Raw genomic sequence first — 15,572 nt, forward strand, 5'->3', positions numbered from 1 at the left:
GATTGAAAATCAACAAGTTCCTCTGCAGCTCGCCTGCATGAGGCGACAGGCAACTGACATGGACTACGCGGCAAACCTCTGGCTCTTCTTTCTCCTCCTTGTCGGCATCATCATCGTGCCCGGCATGGACATGCTTTTCGTGCTTGCCAATGCGCTGACCGGCGGCAGCAGCAGAGGGCTTGCGGCGACCGGCGGCATCATGCTGGGCGGCGTGGTGCATACGCTGAACGGCGCGCTCGGCGTCGGCCTGCTCATGCATTTCTTGCCGGTCCTCTTCAATCCGCTGCTGATTGCCGGCGCGGCCTATATGGCCTTTATCGGCATCACGCTGATGCGCAGCTCCATCACCGTCGGCCATGACGGCCCTGCCGGCAGCCGCTCCGCATGGAAGGCCTTTCGCCAGGGGATCATGACCTGCCTGATCAATCCAAAGGCCTATCTCTTTGTTCTTGCCGTCTATCCGCAGTTTCTGAGGCCGGATTACGGTCCGATCTGGATGCAGGCGATCATCATGGGGCTGATGACGATCGCCACGCAGTTCGCTGTCTATGGCGGACTCGCAATTACCGCCGGTCGCAGCCGGGATCTGCTGGTCGCCAATCCAAGGGCAACCGCTCTTGCCGGCCGGGCGGCCGGACTGCTTCTCGTTGCGGTTTCGGCGCTCACCGTCTGGGAGGGCTTGAAGGCGGCGTGAATTCCGAGCCCGAAGGGCGCAACGTCCATGGCAGCGGCGCCGGCCGGGTCACGCGGCTCCCGGACGGCTTGATATCATGGCGCGGCGCACCGACCGGCGCCGCTCGACCGCGTCGGCAAGGCCGTAAAGCACCGTCTCGGTGGTTGCCCAGTCGATGCAGCCATCGGTGATGCTCTGGCCATAGACAAGCGGCCTGCCGGGCACGACATCCTGCCGGCCGGCGACAAGGTTGCTCTCGATCATAACGCCGATGATGCGCTCGTCGCCCGCCGCGACCTGGCCCGCCACCTCGGCTGCCACCCCTGGCTGGTTTTCCGGCTTCTTGCTGCTGTTGGCGTGGCTGACATCGATCATCAGCCGCGGCGCCACGCCGATCCGGCCGAGTTCCGCGCAGGCAGCAGCAATGCTTGCCGCGTCATAATTAGGCACAATACCGCCGCGCAGGATGACGTGGCAGTCCTCGTTGCCGGTGGTCGTAGCGATGGCGCTGCGCCCACCTTTCGTCACCGCCATGAAATGATGCGGCTGGGCGGCGGATTTCACGGCTTCGGCGGCGATCCGCAAATTGCCGTCGGTGCCGTTCTTGAAGCCGACCGGGCAGGACAGGCCTGACGCCAGTTCGCGATGGATCTGGCTCTCGGTCGTGCGCGCGCCGATCGCGCCCCAGGCGACGAGGTCGGCAATATATTGCGGGGTGGCCATGTCGAGGAATTCGGTGGCCGCCGGAAGGCCGAGATTGTTGACCGCGGAGAGCACGTTGCGGGCCATCCGCAACCCCTTGTCGATGTTGAAGCTGCCGTCGAGATCGGGATCGTTGATCAGGCCTTTCCAGCCGACCGTCGTGCGCGGCTTCTCGAAATACACCCGCATGACGATCTCCAGCCGGTCCGACAGGCTTTCGCGCAGCGTCGCCAGACGACTGGCATAGTCTACGGCAGCGGCCGGGTCGTGGATCGAACAGGGGCCGACGACAACCACCAGCCGGTCGTCGGCGCCGGTCAGCACGGCGTGGATCGCGTTGCGTGATGCGGCAACGGTGCGCGTCGCCGTCAGCGTGCGCGGTATCTCCCGCATCACCTCGTCCGGCGTGCTCAATTCCCTTATTTCTTTGACCCGAAGATCGTCTGTGGTCGTCAACACGGCTTTCTGCTCCTGTTTGTTTGGAGCATGATCTTTTCCGAAAACCGGATGCCACTTTTCGGGATCATGCTTTAGGAGACCTGCCGGCAAACAAAAAAGCCGCCAGGTCTGGCGGCTGTTCGGATTTTTGATGCTGCAATCTTCAGATCGAGCGCAATCCTCCCGCCGCCAGCGAGCTGCTAAAGTACCAATACGTGGCGGTCAGGTTGATCATCCGGTTCATATAATCGATGCCGGGGCGCTTGTCACGTGGGTGATGAGGCTGCGTAGTAGCGCTGCGCACGGGATCCGAGGGGTTGGAGGCCTGTTGGCAGCCAATTCGGGATTGGTCGAAGCCTCCGCAACTTCGTCATCCCAGGGCGAAGCAGGAGCGAAGCTCCGTCGCGAAGACCCTGGGATCCATGCCGTAACCTTGGCCGAGGGGTGCAGCGGAGCAGAATTCTGCACCGTTGCGGCGCTCTGAAGGCGCGGCATGGATCCTGGGGTCTGCGCCGCGTCGCTTCGCTCCTTGCTCCGCCCCAGGATGACGAAGCGATGGGCGTTCTGCCCATTGACCAGAGCGTCAGGGTGCGCCGCGACACTATTCCGGCGACGCCCCCGCGATGCTCTGGTCGTAGTCGACCAGCGATCCGGTCATGACGCCGGACTGCGGGCTGATCATATAGCTGATCAACCTGGCAAGCTGTGCCGGTTTCACCAATTGACCCATCGGCTGCGCGGCCTCGGCCCTTTCCAGCCAGTCGTCCGGCGCATCGTGCCATTTTTTCTGCACGATCGCTTCGCCCTCGGTGTCCATCCAGCCGGGCAGCACCGCATTGCAGCGGATGCGATTGCCGCGATAGGCATTGGCGACATTCTTGGTCAGTGTCGCCAGCGCACCCTTGCTCGACGAATAGGGTGCCAGGAACGACTGGCCGCAATGCGCCGACATCGACAGCACGTTGACGATCGAGCCCGGTGCCTTGCGCGCCAGCAAATGCGCCACCACGCCCTGCATCAGGAAAAACGGGCCGCGCACATTGGTCTGGAATATCTGGTCGAAGAGATCCTCGGAGGTCTCGACTAGCGAGCCGCGAGCCGAGGTGGCAGCGGCGTTGACCAGCGCGTTGACGGTACCGAAATGGCCAATCGCCATTTCGACCGCACGCTTGCAGTCGGCCACCTCTGAGACGTCGGCGCTGATGAAGATGGCAGCGACGCCTGCGCGCTTGAGAGTGGCGACAGCTTTGTCGCCTTTCTCTTGCGAGCGGCCGATCAACGCCAGCGCCCGGCAGCCCTCATCGGCCAGCGCTTCGGCCACGGCAAAGCCGATGCCTTGTGCGCCGCCGGTGACGATGGCGCATGTTTCGGAATTGCGACCGGCTGAACCGTTCATCGCCTTGCTCCTGTGTTTGATAGTCAGATTGTTTTGTCGAGGCGGACGGTCTTGCCTTCCTTGGCCGATTTCAGCGCCGCATCTGCCAGCCTGAGCGCCACCAGCCCGTCCTTGCCGCTCGGCGCCGCCTTCTTGCCTGACGTCGCTGCCGCGATGAAGGCAGCGATCTCGTTGGCATAAGCGTCGAGATAACGAGTCATGAAGAAATCGTGCAGCGGCGGCCGCGTATAGCCTTTCTCATTGGCGAGTTCGATCGACACCGGCCGCTGGTTCTCGGCCGCAATCATGCCTTTCGAGCCATGCACCTCGATGCGCTGGTCGTAGCCATAGGTGGCGCGGCGCGAGTTGGAGATGACGCATTGCTTGCCGGAGGCGGTTTCGAGAATGACGCTGACGCTGTCGAAGTCGCCGGCTTCGCCGATCTTCTTGTCGACCAGCACCGAAGCGTGCGCGCTGACCGCCACCGGCTCCTCGCCGAGCAGGAAGCGCGCCATGTCGAAATCATGAATGGTCATGTCGCGGAAGATGCCGCCCGAGCGGCCGATATAGTCGAGCGGCGGCGGGCCGGGATCGCGCGAGGTGATCGTCACCATTTCGACGGTGCCGATGGCGCCGTCGTCGATCGCCTTGCGCACGGCGGCAAAATGCGGATCGAAGCGGCGGTTGAAGCCGACCATCAGGGTGGCGCCGGCCTTGTCGACGACGGCCAGGCAACGTTCCACCCTGGCGGCGTCGAGGTCGATCGGCTTCTCGCAGAAAATCGCTTTACCCGCTTTGGCGAAGCGTTCGATCAGATCGGCATGAGTGTCGGTCGGCGTGCAGATGACGACCGCATCGATATCGCCGGCCTTCTCGATGGCATCGATGCTGCGCACTTCGGCGCCATAGGCAGAGGCCAGATCGGTCGCCGCCTTCTCGAAGGCGTCGGCAACTGCAACCAGCCTGGCCTGCGGATTGGAACCAACGGCGCGAGCATGGACCTTGCCGATACGGCCGGCACCGAGAAGAGCAAAGCGAAGAGGCATGAAGAATTTTCCTTTGAGGATGGTTGGGAAGGGAAGGCGTGTCAGCGCCGGTGGCCTCGTTGCCGTTACGCCGCAAGCTCCGCCTGCCCGGTCTTGGCACCGGTGATGTAGGAGACGATATCGTTGCCGTCGGTGTCTTGCTTGCGCAAATTGGCGACGATGCGGCCGCGCCGGAAAACGACGATGCGGTCGACCAGGTCGAACACCTGCCGCATGTTGTGAGAGATCAGGATCAGCGGTTCGCCATTTTCCTTCAGCGTGCGGATGATGTTTTCGACCTGCATCGTCTCCTGCACGCCGAGTGCCGCCGTCGGCTCATCCATGATGATGAGTTTGGAAGCAAAGGTCGCGGTTCTGGCAATTGCCACGCACTGGCGCTGGCCGCCCGACATATGGCGGATGGTGTTGGAAAGATTGGGGATCTTGACCGCCGTGCGGACCAAGGCTGCCTCGGTCGCCTTGCGCATGAACTTGCGATCGAGGATCGAGAAGGGCCCTAGATTGAACAGCACCCGCTCGCGGCCGAGGAACAGGTTCGACGGCACGTCGAGATCGTCGGCGAGCGCCAGGTTCTGGAACACCGTCTCGATGCCCGCCTCGCGGGCTTCGATCGGGCCGGCAAAATTCACTTCCTTGCCGTCGAACCACATCCTGCCGCTGGTGCGCTGCTCGACGCCGGTGATCTGGCGTACGAAGGTCGATTTGCCAGCGCCGTTGTCGCCCATGATAGCGACATGCTCGCCCTTGCGCAGCTCGAAGTTGGCACCCTCCAGCGCATGGACGCCGCCATAATACTTGGTCAGGTTTTCCGTCTTCAGCACAATGTCCGACATGGTCAAGCCCTCATTGCCCGCAGGCGCTGGCGCCACTGGTCGAGAACGACTGCGCCGACGATGATCACGCCTTTGACCATCTCCTGATAATAGGCGTCGAGGCGCAGAAAGGTGAAGCCGGAGATGATGACGCCGAAGATCAGCGAGCCGATCACCGTCCCAATAATCGAGCCGCGGCCGCCCGACAGCGAGACACCGCCGATAACCGCCATGGCGATCGCGTCGAGCTCGTACATCACACCCATGCCGGCCTGGGCGGTGAGATTCTTCGAGCTCAGCACCACGGCTGCGAGCGCGGCGAGGACGCCGGCAATGACGTAGACGAGGATCTTGTGGTTGGCGATGTTGATGCCGGACATGCGCGCGGCGTCCTCATTGGAGCCGATGGCATAGCAGTGCTTGCCATATTTGGTGTAGCTCAGGATCAGCTGAAACAGCACCGCGAGCGATATGAAGATGATGACCGGCATCAGCCCCTTGCCGATGGCGGCGAAACTCTCGGTCGGAAACGAGATCGGCTGTCCCTTCGACCACCATTTGGCGATGCCGCGCGCGGTGACCATCATGCCGAGCGTGGCGATGAACGGCGGAATGCGGGTGTAGGCGATCAATGCACCGTTGACCAGGCCGGCCAGCAGTCCGCAGCCGATCGCGACCAGCACCGGCACGATCACCGGCAGGTCGGTCCAGCCCTGGGCTATGAACATTGCCTTGGGGTTCGGGTTGCCGTTGACGGTCGCCACCTGGGCGAAGCTCATGGCGATCATTGCCGTGGCGCCGACGATCGAACCTGAGGACAGGTCGATGCCGCCGGTAATGATCACCTGCGTCACGCCGATGGCAATGATGCCGACGATCGACACCTGCAGGATGATGATCTGCAGGCGCGCTTCGTTGAAGATCGCATCGATATTGTCGCGGGTATTGAACAGGAAGCTGTCGCCCAGGAAGACCCGGCCGATCAGCTCGAAAGCGCCGACCAGGATGACGAGTGCCAGGAAGACGTTGAATTCGGCCGGCCACGCGCGCCGCTTCGCATTATAGCTGAGCCCGCCGACGCCTTGAGATGTCTGTGCCAATCGTGCTTCCTCCGTCAGCCACGGTCTCTTTCGGCCGCTCTTCAGGCCGAGAGAGAAGGAGGAGCGGGGGGGGCCCCCCCCCCCGGTCCGCTGCCTCAGTTCTTCTTCAGGAACTTGTCGATATTCGCCGGCGTGACCAATTGGAACGGGATGTAGACCTTGTGCTCGACCTTTTCGCCCTTCGCCAGCTTGAGCGCCGCGTCAAGCGCGCCGGCGCCCTGGCCGGCCGCATCCTGGAACACCGTCACATCGAGATCGCCCGCCTGCATCGCCGCAAGCGCGTCCTGGGTAGCGTCGACGCCGCCGACGACAACCGACTTCATGTCGATGTTGGCGGCCTTCATCGCCTGGATGGCGCCGATCGCGCTTTCGTCATTGTTGGCGATGACGCCGTCGAACGGCTTGCCGGTCGACAGCCAGTTGGTCATCAGGTTCTGCGCTTCTTCGCGCTTCCAGTTCGACGTCTGCTTATCGATGATCTTGATGAAGCTGCACTCCGGCGTGGCGATCACATCGTCAATGTCCTTGGTGCGCTGCACTGCTGCCTGGTTCGACAGTTCGCCCATGATCACATAGACGTTGGCTTCAGTCTTGCCGGCCTCCTTGAACAGGCGGCAGACCTCCTTGGTCTCGAGCGTGCCGGAATCGGCTTCGTTCGAGGCGACGAAGGCCTGATTGTCGGGCAGCGTGTCGACGTTGACCGGCTCGCGATTGACATAGACCAGTGGAATCTTGGCAGCGGCGGCTGCGTCCGACATCGCCTGGGTCGCCGAGGTGTCGACCGGGTTGACGATGATGGCGTCGACGCCCGAGGCGGCGAAGTTCTTGATCTGGTCGAGTTGCTTGGCGACGTCGTTCTGCGCATCCTCCACCTGCAGTTCGACGCCGTCCATGCCCTTGGCCTGCTCGATCATGCCGTTGCGCAGCACGGTGAGAAAATTGTCGTCGAACAACGCCATCGACACGCCGATCTTGGCAGCGAAGGCGGACGAACTCATCAGCGCCGCGAACGCGACGCCCAAAAGCAGTTTTTTCATTTTATTTCTCCTCCACATTGGTGTCCGGCTGCACCGATCTACCCGGAATCCCCGATCTCGCAGGGAATTCTCTCCCGATTGCCATGTAGTTCCGGAGGCATTTGCCTGAAACAGATCTTCCGGAACGAAAGAACCAAAATGCTCAGTTGGTGAAATATTTATTCCATTTCGCGTGGGCGTCAAGCGAGATTTCGCCATGAAGGATGGATTTTCGGCATTTCAAGCGCTTTTGGACGGACGCTCAGGCAAGCCAAGCCTGAAAGCGTTCTGATAGATTACATCATGTCTGCCGCCAATGACCGCGACGTCAGATGTTTTCCGGCAGATAGATGTCGAAGGGCAGAAAGGTCTGGCCCGGCGCATTCGCAGCGCCGCTCTCGATGGCATGCGCCATCAGCCCGACAAGCTCGCGGCAAAGCGCTGCCAGTGGCGTCGAGATGACCATCGTCAGGAAATTATCCGCCAGCGCCGAGCGGGAGTCGGGCGTGATCTCGTTGCAGACAACCGCCGGCACCTCTGCCGGCTTTGCCTCCCTCAGCGCCGAGATCGCGCCTTCCATGCCGCCACCGGCGACATAGCAGCCGACGAGATCAGGGTGGCGGGCTAGAAGCTCGATCATTGCATCATGCGTGATCTGGTTCGCTTCCAGATTGACCAACGTCTCGAGCAGAGTGAATTCCGGCGCCTGCTCGCGAAAGAAGGAGCGAAAACCGATCTCGCGAAGCTCATGGCCATGGAAGCGATGGCTGCCGACGAAGAGGGCAACCTTGCCAGGCCTCTTCGCAACCTTCGAGATTATCCAGGCGGCGGTGCGGCCGACCTTGCGATTGTCCAGGCCGACATAGCCCTCGCGAATACCGGACGCAAAGTCGGAAAGCAGGGAGAACACCGGTACGCCATTGGCTTTGAGAGCCTCGACGGCGACCGTCAGCGTCGGGTGATCAGGCCCGACCAGGGCGACGGCCCTGGATTTGGCGGCCAGCTTGCGCATCCGCTCGACGATCTCGTCCGGCGCCAGCGAGCCGGCGAAGTCGATGGTCGCCACGCCGCGAAAGCGCGGCGACTGCGATACCGCCAGTTCAAGCTCGCGGGCAAATTCGCTGTAGAAGACGTCCTCCCGCCGCAACAGCAGGAACCCGAGCCGATACTCCGGCAATTCATGGCGCATCCGCTGCTTGATCAGCCCGGCTGCGTGATAGCCAATGCTGGTCGCCGCTTCATAGACGCGGCGCGCGGTTTCCTCGCGCACCGGCAACCGGTTGTTCAGCACCCGGTCGACGGTGGCAACGCTGACCCCCGAAATGCGTGCCAGGTCGGTAATCGTCGGCCGTTTCGCCATCGCTGCCTCGCTCTATTGTTCGGCTTTTACGCCATTATGATGTAAAATGATAGAAACTATCTTTGTGATGTTGAGCCTATCAGGCTTCGGCGTTATTTGAATGCGGACCGACTATGATCGAGGCCTCCGCCATGGTGGATATTGGACTCCGAACCGGGAACACGATCGCCACAGCAGCGTCCCGGCGTGACTACAGCCTGATCGGCCGCGACGCGAAGCTCGCCATCGAGAGCGGGCTGGCGGCGGCCGAGTGGTATCACACGGACGTGCCACGCAAGCAGATGAAGGAGCTGATGCAGCGCTCCGACGGCCCGGCGATCCGCGATACGGTCATGTGGCTCGGCGCCTTGATCCTGAGCGGAGCCGGCGGCGTCTGGTTCTGGGGCAGCTGGTGGTGCGTGCCGTTCTTCTTCGTCTACGGCGTCCTCTACGGCTCCTCCACCGATTCACGCTGGCACGAATGCGGCCACGGCACCGCCTTCAGGACGCAGTGGATGAACGACGTGGTCTATCAGATCGCCTGCTTCATGATCATGCGCAACCCGGTGACCTGGCGCTGGAGCCATACGCGCCACCATACCGATACCATCATCGTCGGCCGCGATCCTGAGATATCGGTGATGCGTCCGCCCGATCTGCTGCGCGTCGTGCTCAACTTCGTCGGCATTCTCGACGCCTGGCATGCGATGAGCGACATGCTGCGCAATGCAGCCGGTGTCGTCAGCCCGGCCGAAAGAACCTTCATTCCCGAGCAGGAGCAGCCGAAGGCAATTGGCATTGCCCGCATCTGGACGACAGTCTATGCCGCGACCATTGTGCTGGCGCTCTACACGGGCTCGTTCCTGCCGCTGATGCTGGTCGGGCTGCCCAGGCTTTACGGCGCGTGGCACCATGTCATGGTCGGCCTGCTGCAGCATGGCGGCCTGGCTGAAAACGTCACCGATCACCGGCTCAACAGCCGCACCGTCTACATGAACCCGATAAGCCGCTTCATTTACTGGAACATGAACTACCACGTCGAGCATCACATGTTTCCAATGGTGCCCTATCATGCGCTGCCCAGGCTGCATGAGCTGATCAAGCACGATCTGCCGGCGCCGACACCGTCCATCCTGGCCGGCTACCGCGAGATGATACCGGCCTTCCTGCGCCAGCTGCGCAATGAGGATTATTTCATCAAGCGCGAACTGCCGCCGACGGCGAGGCCCTATCGCGAGCACTTCCACAACGACAACGCTACCGCTGCGGTGGCTGCCGAATGACAAGCCTATGCCGAGGCACCCAAAATCGAGGGACCGTAAATGAGCGACTGGGTCGAGGCCTGTGACGCCGAGGACATCGACGGAGAGGACGTGATGCGCTTCGACCATGGCGGCCGCACCTTTGCTATCTATCGCAGCCCCGACGACGAGTATTTCGCCACCGACGGGCTTTGCACGCATGAGAAGGTGCATCTGGCCGACGGGCTGGTCATGGACGACATCATCGAGTGCCCGAAGCACAATGGCCGCTTCAACTACAAGACAGGGGCTGCCAGGGGCGCGCCGGTCTGCGTCGACCTAAGGACCTATCCGGTCAAAGTCGGCGCCGGCAAAGTCCTTGTCCGGATCGGTTGATGATGACGAAGGGAATGGTCGTCATCGGCGCCGGCGAATGCGGCGGGCGCGCCGCCCTTGCGCTGCGCGAGCTCGGCTATAATGGCCCCGTAACCTTGGTCGGCGACGAGCCGCATCTTCCCTATGAGCGCCCACCACTGTCGAAAGACGCGATGGTCGCCGACGCGCCCCTGATCAAGGCGATCGCCAGCGACGCGATCCTGGCCGAGCGCTCTATCCGGCATATCCATTCGGTTCTGGCTGTGGCGATCGACCGCACGGCGCATGTCGTGCGCCTGTCAGACGGTTCCGCCCTGGCCTACGACAAGCTCCTGCTGGCGACCGGGTCTGTGCCGCGCAAATTGCCTATGCCGGGCCTTGGCGGGCGCTGCGTCTACCTGCGAACCTTCAACGACGCGCTGGCCATTCGTGCCCATCTCAACGCCGGCAATCGCATCGCCATAGTCGGCGGCGGCTTCATCGGGCTCGAGCTCGCCGCGGCGGCGCGCAGGCTGGGTGCCGCGGTCACCGTCATCGAGGCGCAGCCGCGCATTCTGATGCGCGGCGTGCCGGCCGAGATCGCGCAGGTCATCCATCAGGCGCATGAAGCCGAAGGCGTAAAAATCCTGTGCGGCCAGGGCATCGCGGCCATTGCCGATGACGGCGCCGAAGTGCGCATCGCGCTTGCCGGTGGACACGACATTGTCGCCGATCTTGCCGTGATCGGCATCGGCGCCGTGCCGGTGACCGGACTTGCCGGGCAGGCGGGGCTGACCATCGACAATGGTGTCGCCGTCGACGCCGAGCTTCGCACCAGCGACCGGGATATCTTTGCAGCCGGCGATTGCTGTTCGTTTCCGCTCGCTATCTATGGCGGCCGGCGCGTGCGGCTGGAAGCCTGGCGCAATGCGCAGGAGCAGGGCGCACTCGCCGCAAGGAACATGCTTGGCGCCGGCGAGGCGCATTCGGCGGTGCCTTGGTTCTGGTCGGATCAGTACGGATTGACCCTGCAGATCGCCGGCCTGTCGGACGAAGGCCGCAGCATCGTTCGCCGCGACGTTGGCGACGGCGCCTTCATCCTGTTTCATCTGGCCGAGGACGGCAGGCTGGTTGCGGCAAGCGGCATCGGCCCCGGCAACGCGGTCGCCCGCGACATAAGGCTGGCCGAGATGCTGATTGCAAAGCAGGCAAAGCCGGCGCCGGAAGCGCTAGGCTCGCAAACGGTCAAGCTGAAGTCACTGCTGGCGGCGTGAGCTGAGGGCGTGGATAGTTGGCCGAACGCGTTCGGCTAAAACAGCGCTTTCAGCTCCGGCAGCTTGTCGTTGATCAGCCAGCCATAGTAATTTTCCTCAGGCAATTTTTCCGGCTCGCCCGCAGCGCGGCGCTTGTCGTTTTCGGCCTTCAGCGCATAGGCGCGCTGTTCGGGGTTGCCGACATTGTAGAGCGTCGACGTGAGGCCGGGATTGCCTGAGATGTCGTAGCCGGCGATGCTTCTATAGGCGTCGATCGATTTCCGGATCGTTGCTGCGACATAAGGCAGTGTCAGGTCAGGATCCATGATGGTCTTGTAGACCGCGTTGGGGTCGCCGACGTCGAGTTCCGGCAGGCCGGAAACCTTGTGCACGAGGTCGCTCATTTCCAGCGCCGTCAACGGATTGAGCTGGCCAAGGCCAAAAGTCTGGCCGGCATAATAAGGTTGGAAGAAAGTGGCACCGAAGCGGTCGTTGGGGAAGCTCTCGCCGTTGACGGTCTTGCCGCGGAACGACCGGTTCCACACCTGCTCGCGGCACTCCCATAGGTCGTAGCTATCGGACTTCCCGGCGCATTTGGCGAATTGCGGCCGCTGCACGAAATCGGTGATGTCCTCGCCGTCATAGGCGAAGGAGAGCTTGCTCGACAAATACGAGATCGCCTTGACGTAGTAGGTCTGCAGCCGGTCGTAGGCATCGACATTGTAGGTGTGCTCGCCGACGATGGCGCCGACGATATGCATTGGGTCGATGCCATAGGCCGCGGCTGCCTGCTTGATCTTGCCGCGCAACTCGGCATCGTTCTGGAGCAGCGCAAAGACTTTGCGGTATTTCGCCTGGAAGGTGGTGTTGGTCGCCTGGGTGCGCCGGCTCGATGCGCCCGGTATGTCAGGCTGCTCGGTGTTGCGGTTGCCCGGCGGCACCATCGTTTCCGCTTGCGCGGCGAACATGGCTGTCGCCAGCGTCAGCCCCAAAATGACGAGGATCAGTTTTTTCATGCGCCGCCGCCCAAATAATCGGCGGCAAACTAGGGTAATGCTCCACCGGGAGTCGAGAGACGCCTGCACCGGACGGGACGAAAGCTTGCCGGATGCTTCCATTTGGCCACACCTCCGGAATGCCGGGCCGAATTTGACGGAGGCCGGGGGTAATTCCCCGGCCTCTTAGAGAATCAAGAGTCTCCTACAAGATGAAACGCGACAAGTCCGTGTTTCTGGAGAGGTCGCCGACATGCTTCTCGACATAGGCGGCATCGATTGTCACCGAGGTGCCGTTACGGTCCGGCGCGTCATAGGAGATGTCGTCCAGTACCCGTTCCATCACCGTCTGCAGCCGCCTGGCGCCGATATTCTCGACGCTGGCGTTAAGGTCGACGGCGATGCCGGCCAACGAATCGATCGCGTCATCGGTGAAGACCAGGTCGACGCCTTCGGTCTTCATCAGCGCGATATATTGCTTGATCAGGCTGGCTTCGGTCTCGGTAAGGATGCGGACGAAATCGTCCTTCTCCAGCGCCCGCAGCTCGACGCGGATCGGCAGGCGGCCCTGCAATTCCGGCAGCAGGTCGGAGGGCTTGGCGACGTGGAACGCGCCCGAGGCGATGAACAGGATATGGTCGGTCTTCACCGGTCCATATTTGGTCGCAACCGTGGTGCCTTCGACCAGCGGCAGCAGGTCGCGCTGTACACCTTCACGCGAAACACCGGCACCGATGCCGCCTTCGCGCGAGGCGATCTTGTCGATCTCGTCAAGGAAGACGATGCCGTCATTCTCGGTCGATTCGAGGGCCCGGCGCACCACTTCGTCCTGATCGAGCAGCTTGTCGGACTCGTCGCTGATCAACAGCCCGTAGGACTCCTTGACGGTCGTCTTGCGCAACTTGGTCTTCTTGCCGCCCATCGCCTTCGACAGCATGTCGTTGATGTTGAGCACGCCGATATTGGCGCCCGGCATGCCGGGGATCTCGAAGCCAGGCATGCCGCCATTGCCGGTATCGGCCACTTCGATCTCGATCTCCTTGTCGTCGAGCTCGCCGTCGCGCAGCTTCTTGCGGAAACTGTCGCGGGTGGCCGGGCTCGCCGTCTTGCCGACGAGCGCTTCGAGCACCCGTTCCTCGGCGTTGATGTGGGCACGCGCCTTGACGTCCTCGCGCATCTTCTCGCGCACCAGCCCGATGGCGATCTCGACCAGATCGCGGATGATCTGCTCGACGTCGCGGCCGACATAACCGACCTCGGTGAACTTGGTGGCTTCGACCTTGACGAAAGGCGCACCGGCAAGGCGTGCCAGGCGGCGTGAAATCTCGGTCTTGCCGACACCGGTCGGGCCGATCATCAGGATGTTTTTCGGCATCACCTCTTCGCGCATCTGGCCCTCGAGCTGCTGGCGGCGCCAACGGTTGCGCAAGGCAATCGCCACCGCACGCTTGGCGTCTTTCTGGCCGATGATGAAGCGGTCGAGTTCCGAAACGATTTCGCGGGGAGAGAAGGTGCTCATATCACTAAATTCCACTTTGCCACTGCCGAATGGACTCGAACGGATGCAGCAGCATGATCACGTTGAGTGTCAGATTGTCCCGGATGAGATAGCCGACACCGAATTCGAAGATGAGGGCGAGGGTGACGATCACCCATATAGGAAGCCTTCGCGCCATGACAAACCCCAGCACCATGGCCAGCGTGTCGGACACCGAATTGATGATGCTGTCGCCATAATAGTCGAGCGAGATCGTGCCGGCGCGGTAGCGGTCGATGATGAAAGGGCTGTTCTCGAGCAGCTCCCAGCCGCCCTCTATGACGACCGCAAACGCCAGCCTGAGCCCGATCGGCGAGCGCGGGAAAAGGAACCACGCCAGCGCATAGAACAGGAAGCCGTGAATGACGTGCGAGAAGCTGTACCAGTCGGAAATATGCTGGGAATTCTCCGAGCTTTGCACGATGCCGTGCCACAGCTTGACATAGCCGCAGGTACAGATCGGCGTCCGCCCCATGCCATAGAGGACCCCGGCCTGGAAGATAACCAGGCCGAGAACCAGCAGGAGCCCCATTCGCCAACTGTCTTCGTAGGCCGAGACGGTTTTGTCGCTGGATACGCTCATGCTGCTATTGCCCCTCTTCTGCGTCACCCTGTCCGGCATCACCCTCTGGGGCATCAATCGCCATCAGCACGGCATCGCCATATTCCGACTTCCTGCGATCGATAGCCGTGAAACCGGCCTTTTCATAGGCACGGATAGCCCGTGCATTGGCGGGGTCCGGGTCGATGATGACGCGCGGCGTACCTTCCTCGAAAAGCTGCTCGACGAACTGCCGGACGATCGCGGAGCCGTGGCCGACCCCGACAAGCTCCGGCACGCCGATCGACAGATCGATGCCGAGCGTGCCGAACGGCTGGTCGCTATAGGGATGGCCGTCCTCCAGATGCGGATCGTAGCTCTGCAAATAGCCGATGGGCTTTCCGTCCAGCTCGATAATTAGCGGCTCGACCGAAATGCTGTCGATATGCTCGCGGATCTCCGCAATCTCGGTCTCTGGGTCGTCCCACCACTCGGCGACATGCGGCTCGGCAAGCCAGCCGGCGATCATCGGCAGGTCCCTCTGGGTCACCGGCCGAAAACCATAGCGGAGGCTCCGCTCAGGCGGCATCGAGGGTTTCGACGACGAAGTTGTTGTTTGTGTAGACGCAAATGTCTGACGCGATCTGCATCGCCTTGCGGGCGATCTCCTCTGCGCCCTTGTCGCTGTCCATCAGCGCGCGTGCCGCTGCCAGCGCGTAATTGCCGCCGGAACCGATGGCCATGACGCCAAATTCGGGCTCCAGCACGTCGCCGGTGCCGGTCAGCGCCAGCGACACCGACTTGTCGGCCACCAGCATCATCGCTTCCAGCCGCCGCAAATAGCGGTCGGTGCGCCAGTCCTTGGCAAGCTCGACGCAGGCGCGTGTCAGCTGGTCGGGATATTGTTCGAGCTTGGCTTCGAGCCGCTCGAGCAGAGTGAAGGCATCGGCGGTGGCGCCAGCGAAACCGGCGATGACGTTGCCGCCCTTGCCGATGCGGCGCACCTTCTTGGCGTTGCCTTTCATGATCGTCTGGCCGAGGCTGACCTGGCCGTCGCCGGCGATCACCACCTTGCCGCCCTTGCGCACGGTCAGGATGGTCGTGGCATGCATGGTCAGTTCATTCGACATTTCCTGCTCCGACAAGCACC

General features: G+C 62.2%; 16 protein-coding genes. 4 read left to right on the forward strand and 12 right to left on the reverse strand.

Annotated elements, in window-relative coordinates; all coding sequences use genetic code 11:
• Positions 1–58 precede the first annotated feature (58 nt).
• Positions 59–694, forward strand: coding sequence for a LysE family translocator (locus tag NKJ13_RS10085; protein ID WP_352505988.1), 636 nt, complete (start codon positions 59–61; stop codon positions 692–694).
• 48 nt (positions 695–742) lie between these two features.
• Here the strand turns inward: NKJ13_RS10085 and NKJ13_RS10090 are convergent, their stop codons facing one another.
• The 7 genes from NKJ13_RS10090 to NKJ13_RS10120 all read right to left on the reverse strand — a co-directional run bounded on the left by NKJ13_RS10090 (position 743) and on the right by NKJ13_RS10120 (position 8,522).
• A complete protein-coding gene (locus tag NKJ13_RS10090) occupies positions 743–1,834 on the reverse strand; it encodes a 3-deoxy-7-phosphoheptulonate synthase (protein WP_352736747.1) in 1,092 nt (363 codons plus the stop codon).
• 580 nt (positions 1,835–2,414) lie between these two features.
• Positions 2,415–3,209 (reverse strand): SDR family oxidoreductase, encoded by a 795-nt coding sequence (locus tag NKJ13_RS10095; RefSeq protein WP_352505986.1) that lies wholly within the window; start codon positions 3,207–3,209, stop codon positions 2,415–2,417.
• A gap of 23 nt (positions 3,210–3,232) precedes the next feature.
• Entirely contained in the window at positions 3,233–4,234 is a 1,002-nt protein-coding gene (iolG, locus tag NKJ13_RS10100; RefSeq protein WP_352505985.1) for an inositol 2-dehydrogenase, read from the reverse strand.
• Between the two features lie 65 nt (positions 4,235–4,299).
• Positions 4,300–5,067 (reverse strand): ATP-binding cassette domain-containing protein, encoded by a 768-nt coding sequence (locus NKJ13_RS10105; RefSeq protein ID WP_254815918.1) that lies wholly within the window; start codon positions 5,065–5,067, stop codon positions 4,300–4,302.
• Between the two features lie 2 nt (positions 5,068–5,069).
• Positions 5,070–6,146 (reverse strand): ABC transporter permease, encoded by a 1,077-nt coding sequence (locus NKJ13_RS10110; RefSeq protein ID WP_352505984.1) that lies wholly within the window; start codon positions 6,144–6,146, stop codon positions 5,070–5,072.
• 95 nt (positions 6,147–6,241) lie between these two features.
• A complete protein-coding gene (locus NKJ13_RS10115; protein WP_352505983.1) occupies positions 6,242–7,183 on the reverse strand; it encodes a sugar ABC transporter substrate-binding protein in 942 nt (313 codons plus the stop codon).
• A 307-nt stretch (positions 7,184–7,490) separates the two neighbouring features.
• A complete protein-coding gene (locus tag NKJ13_RS10120; RefSeq protein WP_352505982.1) occupies positions 7,491–8,522 on the reverse strand; it encodes a LacI family DNA-binding transcriptional regulator in 1,032 nt (343 codons plus the stop codon).
• Between the two features lie 131 nt (positions 8,523–8,653).
• Here NKJ13_RS10120 and NKJ13_RS10125 point away from each other — a divergent pair, with 131 nt between their 5' ends.
• Genes NKJ13_RS10125 through NKJ13_RS10135 form a run of 3 tightly spaced genes read left to right on the forward strand, consistent with a single transcriptional unit; the run spans position 8,654 to position 11,370 of the window.
• Positions 8,654–9,784, forward strand: a complete 1,131-nt coding sequence (locus NKJ13_RS10125; protein WP_352777780.1) for a fatty acid desaturase family protein — start codon at positions 8,654–8,656, stop codon at positions 9,782–9,784.
• A 39-nt stretch (positions 9,785–9,823) separates the two neighbouring features.
• Positions 9,824–10,138: a MocE family 2Fe-2S type ferredoxin gene (locus tag NKJ13_RS10130; RefSeq protein ID WP_352505981.1), complete on the forward strand. Its 315-nt coding sequence runs from the start codon at positions 9,824–9,826 to the stop codon at positions 10,136–10,138.
• A 2-nt stretch (positions 10,139–10,140) separates the two neighbouring features.
• Entirely contained in the window at positions 10,141–11,370 is a 1,230-nt protein-coding gene (locus NKJ13_RS10135) for an NAD(P)/FAD-dependent oxidoreductase (protein ID WP_352506059.1), read from the forward strand.
• Between the two features lie 35 nt (positions 11,371–11,405).
• Here the strand turns inward: NKJ13_RS10135 and NKJ13_RS10140 are convergent, their stop codons facing one another.
• The 5 genes from NKJ13_RS10140 to hslV form a co-directional block, all read right to left on the reverse strand.
• On the reverse strand, positions 11,406–12,365 hold the full coding sequence (locus tag NKJ13_RS10140; RefSeq protein WP_352505980.1) for a DUF1402 family protein: 960 nt from the start codon (positions 12,363–12,365) through the stop codon (positions 11,406–11,408).
• 184 nt (positions 12,366–12,549) lie between these two features.
• On the reverse strand, positions 12,550–13,863 hold the full coding sequence (gene hslU, locus NKJ13_RS10145; RefSeq protein WP_254815924.1) for an ATP-dependent protease ATPase subunit HslU: 1,314 nt from the start codon (positions 13,861–13,863) through the stop codon (positions 12,550–12,552).
• Between the two features lie 4 nt (positions 13,864–13,867).
• The gene (locus tag NKJ13_RS10150; RefSeq protein ID WP_352505979.1) at positions 13,868–14,464 is read right to left on the reverse strand and encodes a DUF2585 domain-containing protein; all 597 of its coding nucleotides are present in this window, start codon (positions 14,462–14,464) and stop codon (positions 13,868–13,870) included.
• A 4-nt stretch (positions 14,465–14,468) separates the two neighbouring features.
• Positions 14,469–15,011: a GNAT family N-acetyltransferase gene (locus NKJ13_RS10155; RefSeq protein WP_352477085.1), complete on the reverse strand. Its 543-nt coding sequence runs from the start codon at positions 15,009–15,011 to the stop codon at positions 14,469–14,471.
• Positions 15,001–15,552, reverse strand: coding sequence for an ATP-dependent protease subunit HslV (gene hslV / locus NKJ13_RS10160; RefSeq protein WP_254815927.1), 552 nt, complete (start codon positions 15,550–15,552; stop codon positions 15,001–15,003). The genes NKJ13_RS10155 and hslV overlap by 11 nt, the downstream gene beginning before the upstream one ends.
• Positions 15,553–15,572 lie beyond the last annotated feature (20 nt).

Origin of the sequence: Mesorhizobium sp. M0174 (assembly GCF_040322275.1) — a bacterium.
Taxonomy (GTDB): Bacteria; Pseudomonadota; Alphaproteobacteria; order Rhizobiales; family Rhizobiaceae; genus Mesorhizobium.

Bases quoted from the DNA above. Each gene is read 5' to 3' on its own strand.
- NKJ13_RS10085 (WP_352505988.1), top strand. From the start codon at position 59: ATGGACTACGCGGCAAACCTCTGGCTCTTCTTTCTCCTCCTTGTCGGC.
- NKJ13_RS10095 (WP_352505986.1), bottom strand. From the start codon at position 3,209: ATGAACGGTTCAGCCGGTCGCAATTCCGAAACATGCGCCATCGTCACC.
- iolG (WP_352505985.1), bottom strand. From the start codon at position 4,234: ATGCCTCTTCGCTTTGCTCTTCTCGGTGCCGGCCGTATCGGCAAGGTC.
- NKJ13_RS10105 (WP_254815918.1), bottom strand. From the start codon at position 5,067: ATGTCGGACATTGTGCTGAAGACGGAAAACCTGACCAAGTATTATGGC.
- NKJ13_RS10115 (WP_352505983.1), bottom strand. From the start codon at position 7,183: ATGAAAAAACTGCTTTTGGGCGTCGCGTTCGCGGCGCTGATGAGTTCG.
- NKJ13_RS10120 (WP_352505982.1), bottom strand. From the start codon at position 8,522: ATGGCGAAACGGCCGACGATTACCGACCTGGCACGCATTTCGGGGGTC.
- NKJ13_RS10125 (WP_352777780.1), top strand. From the start codon at position 8,654: ATGGTGGATATTGGACTCCGAACCGGGAACACGATCGCCACAGCAGCG.
- NKJ13_RS10130 (WP_352505981.1), top strand. From the start codon at position 9,824: ATGAGCGACTGGGTCGAGGCCTGTGACGCCGAGGACATCGACGGAGAG.
- NKJ13_RS10135 (WP_352506059.1), top strand. From the start codon at position 10,141: ATGACGAAGGGAATGGTCGTCATCGGCGCCGGCGAATGCGGCGGGCGC.
- NKJ13_RS10140 (WP_352505980.1), bottom strand. From the start codon at position 12,365: ATGAAAAAACTGATCCTCGTCATTTTGGGGCTGACGCTGGCGACAGCC.
- hslU (WP_254815924.1), bottom strand. From the start codon at position 13,863: ATGAGCACCTTCTCTCCCCGCGAAATCGTTTCGGAACTCGACCGCTTC.
- NKJ13_RS10150 (WP_352505979.1), bottom strand. From the start codon at position 14,464: ATGAGCGTATCCAGCGACAAAACCGTCTCGGCCTACGAAGACAGTTGG.
- NKJ13_RS10155 (WP_352477085.1), bottom strand. From the start codon at position 15,011: ATGCCGCCTGAGCGGAGCCTCCGCTATGGTTTTCGGCCGGTGACCCAG.
- hslV (WP_254815927.1), bottom strand. From the start codon at position 15,552: ATGTCGAATGAACTGACCATGCATGCCACGACCATCCTGACCGTGCGC.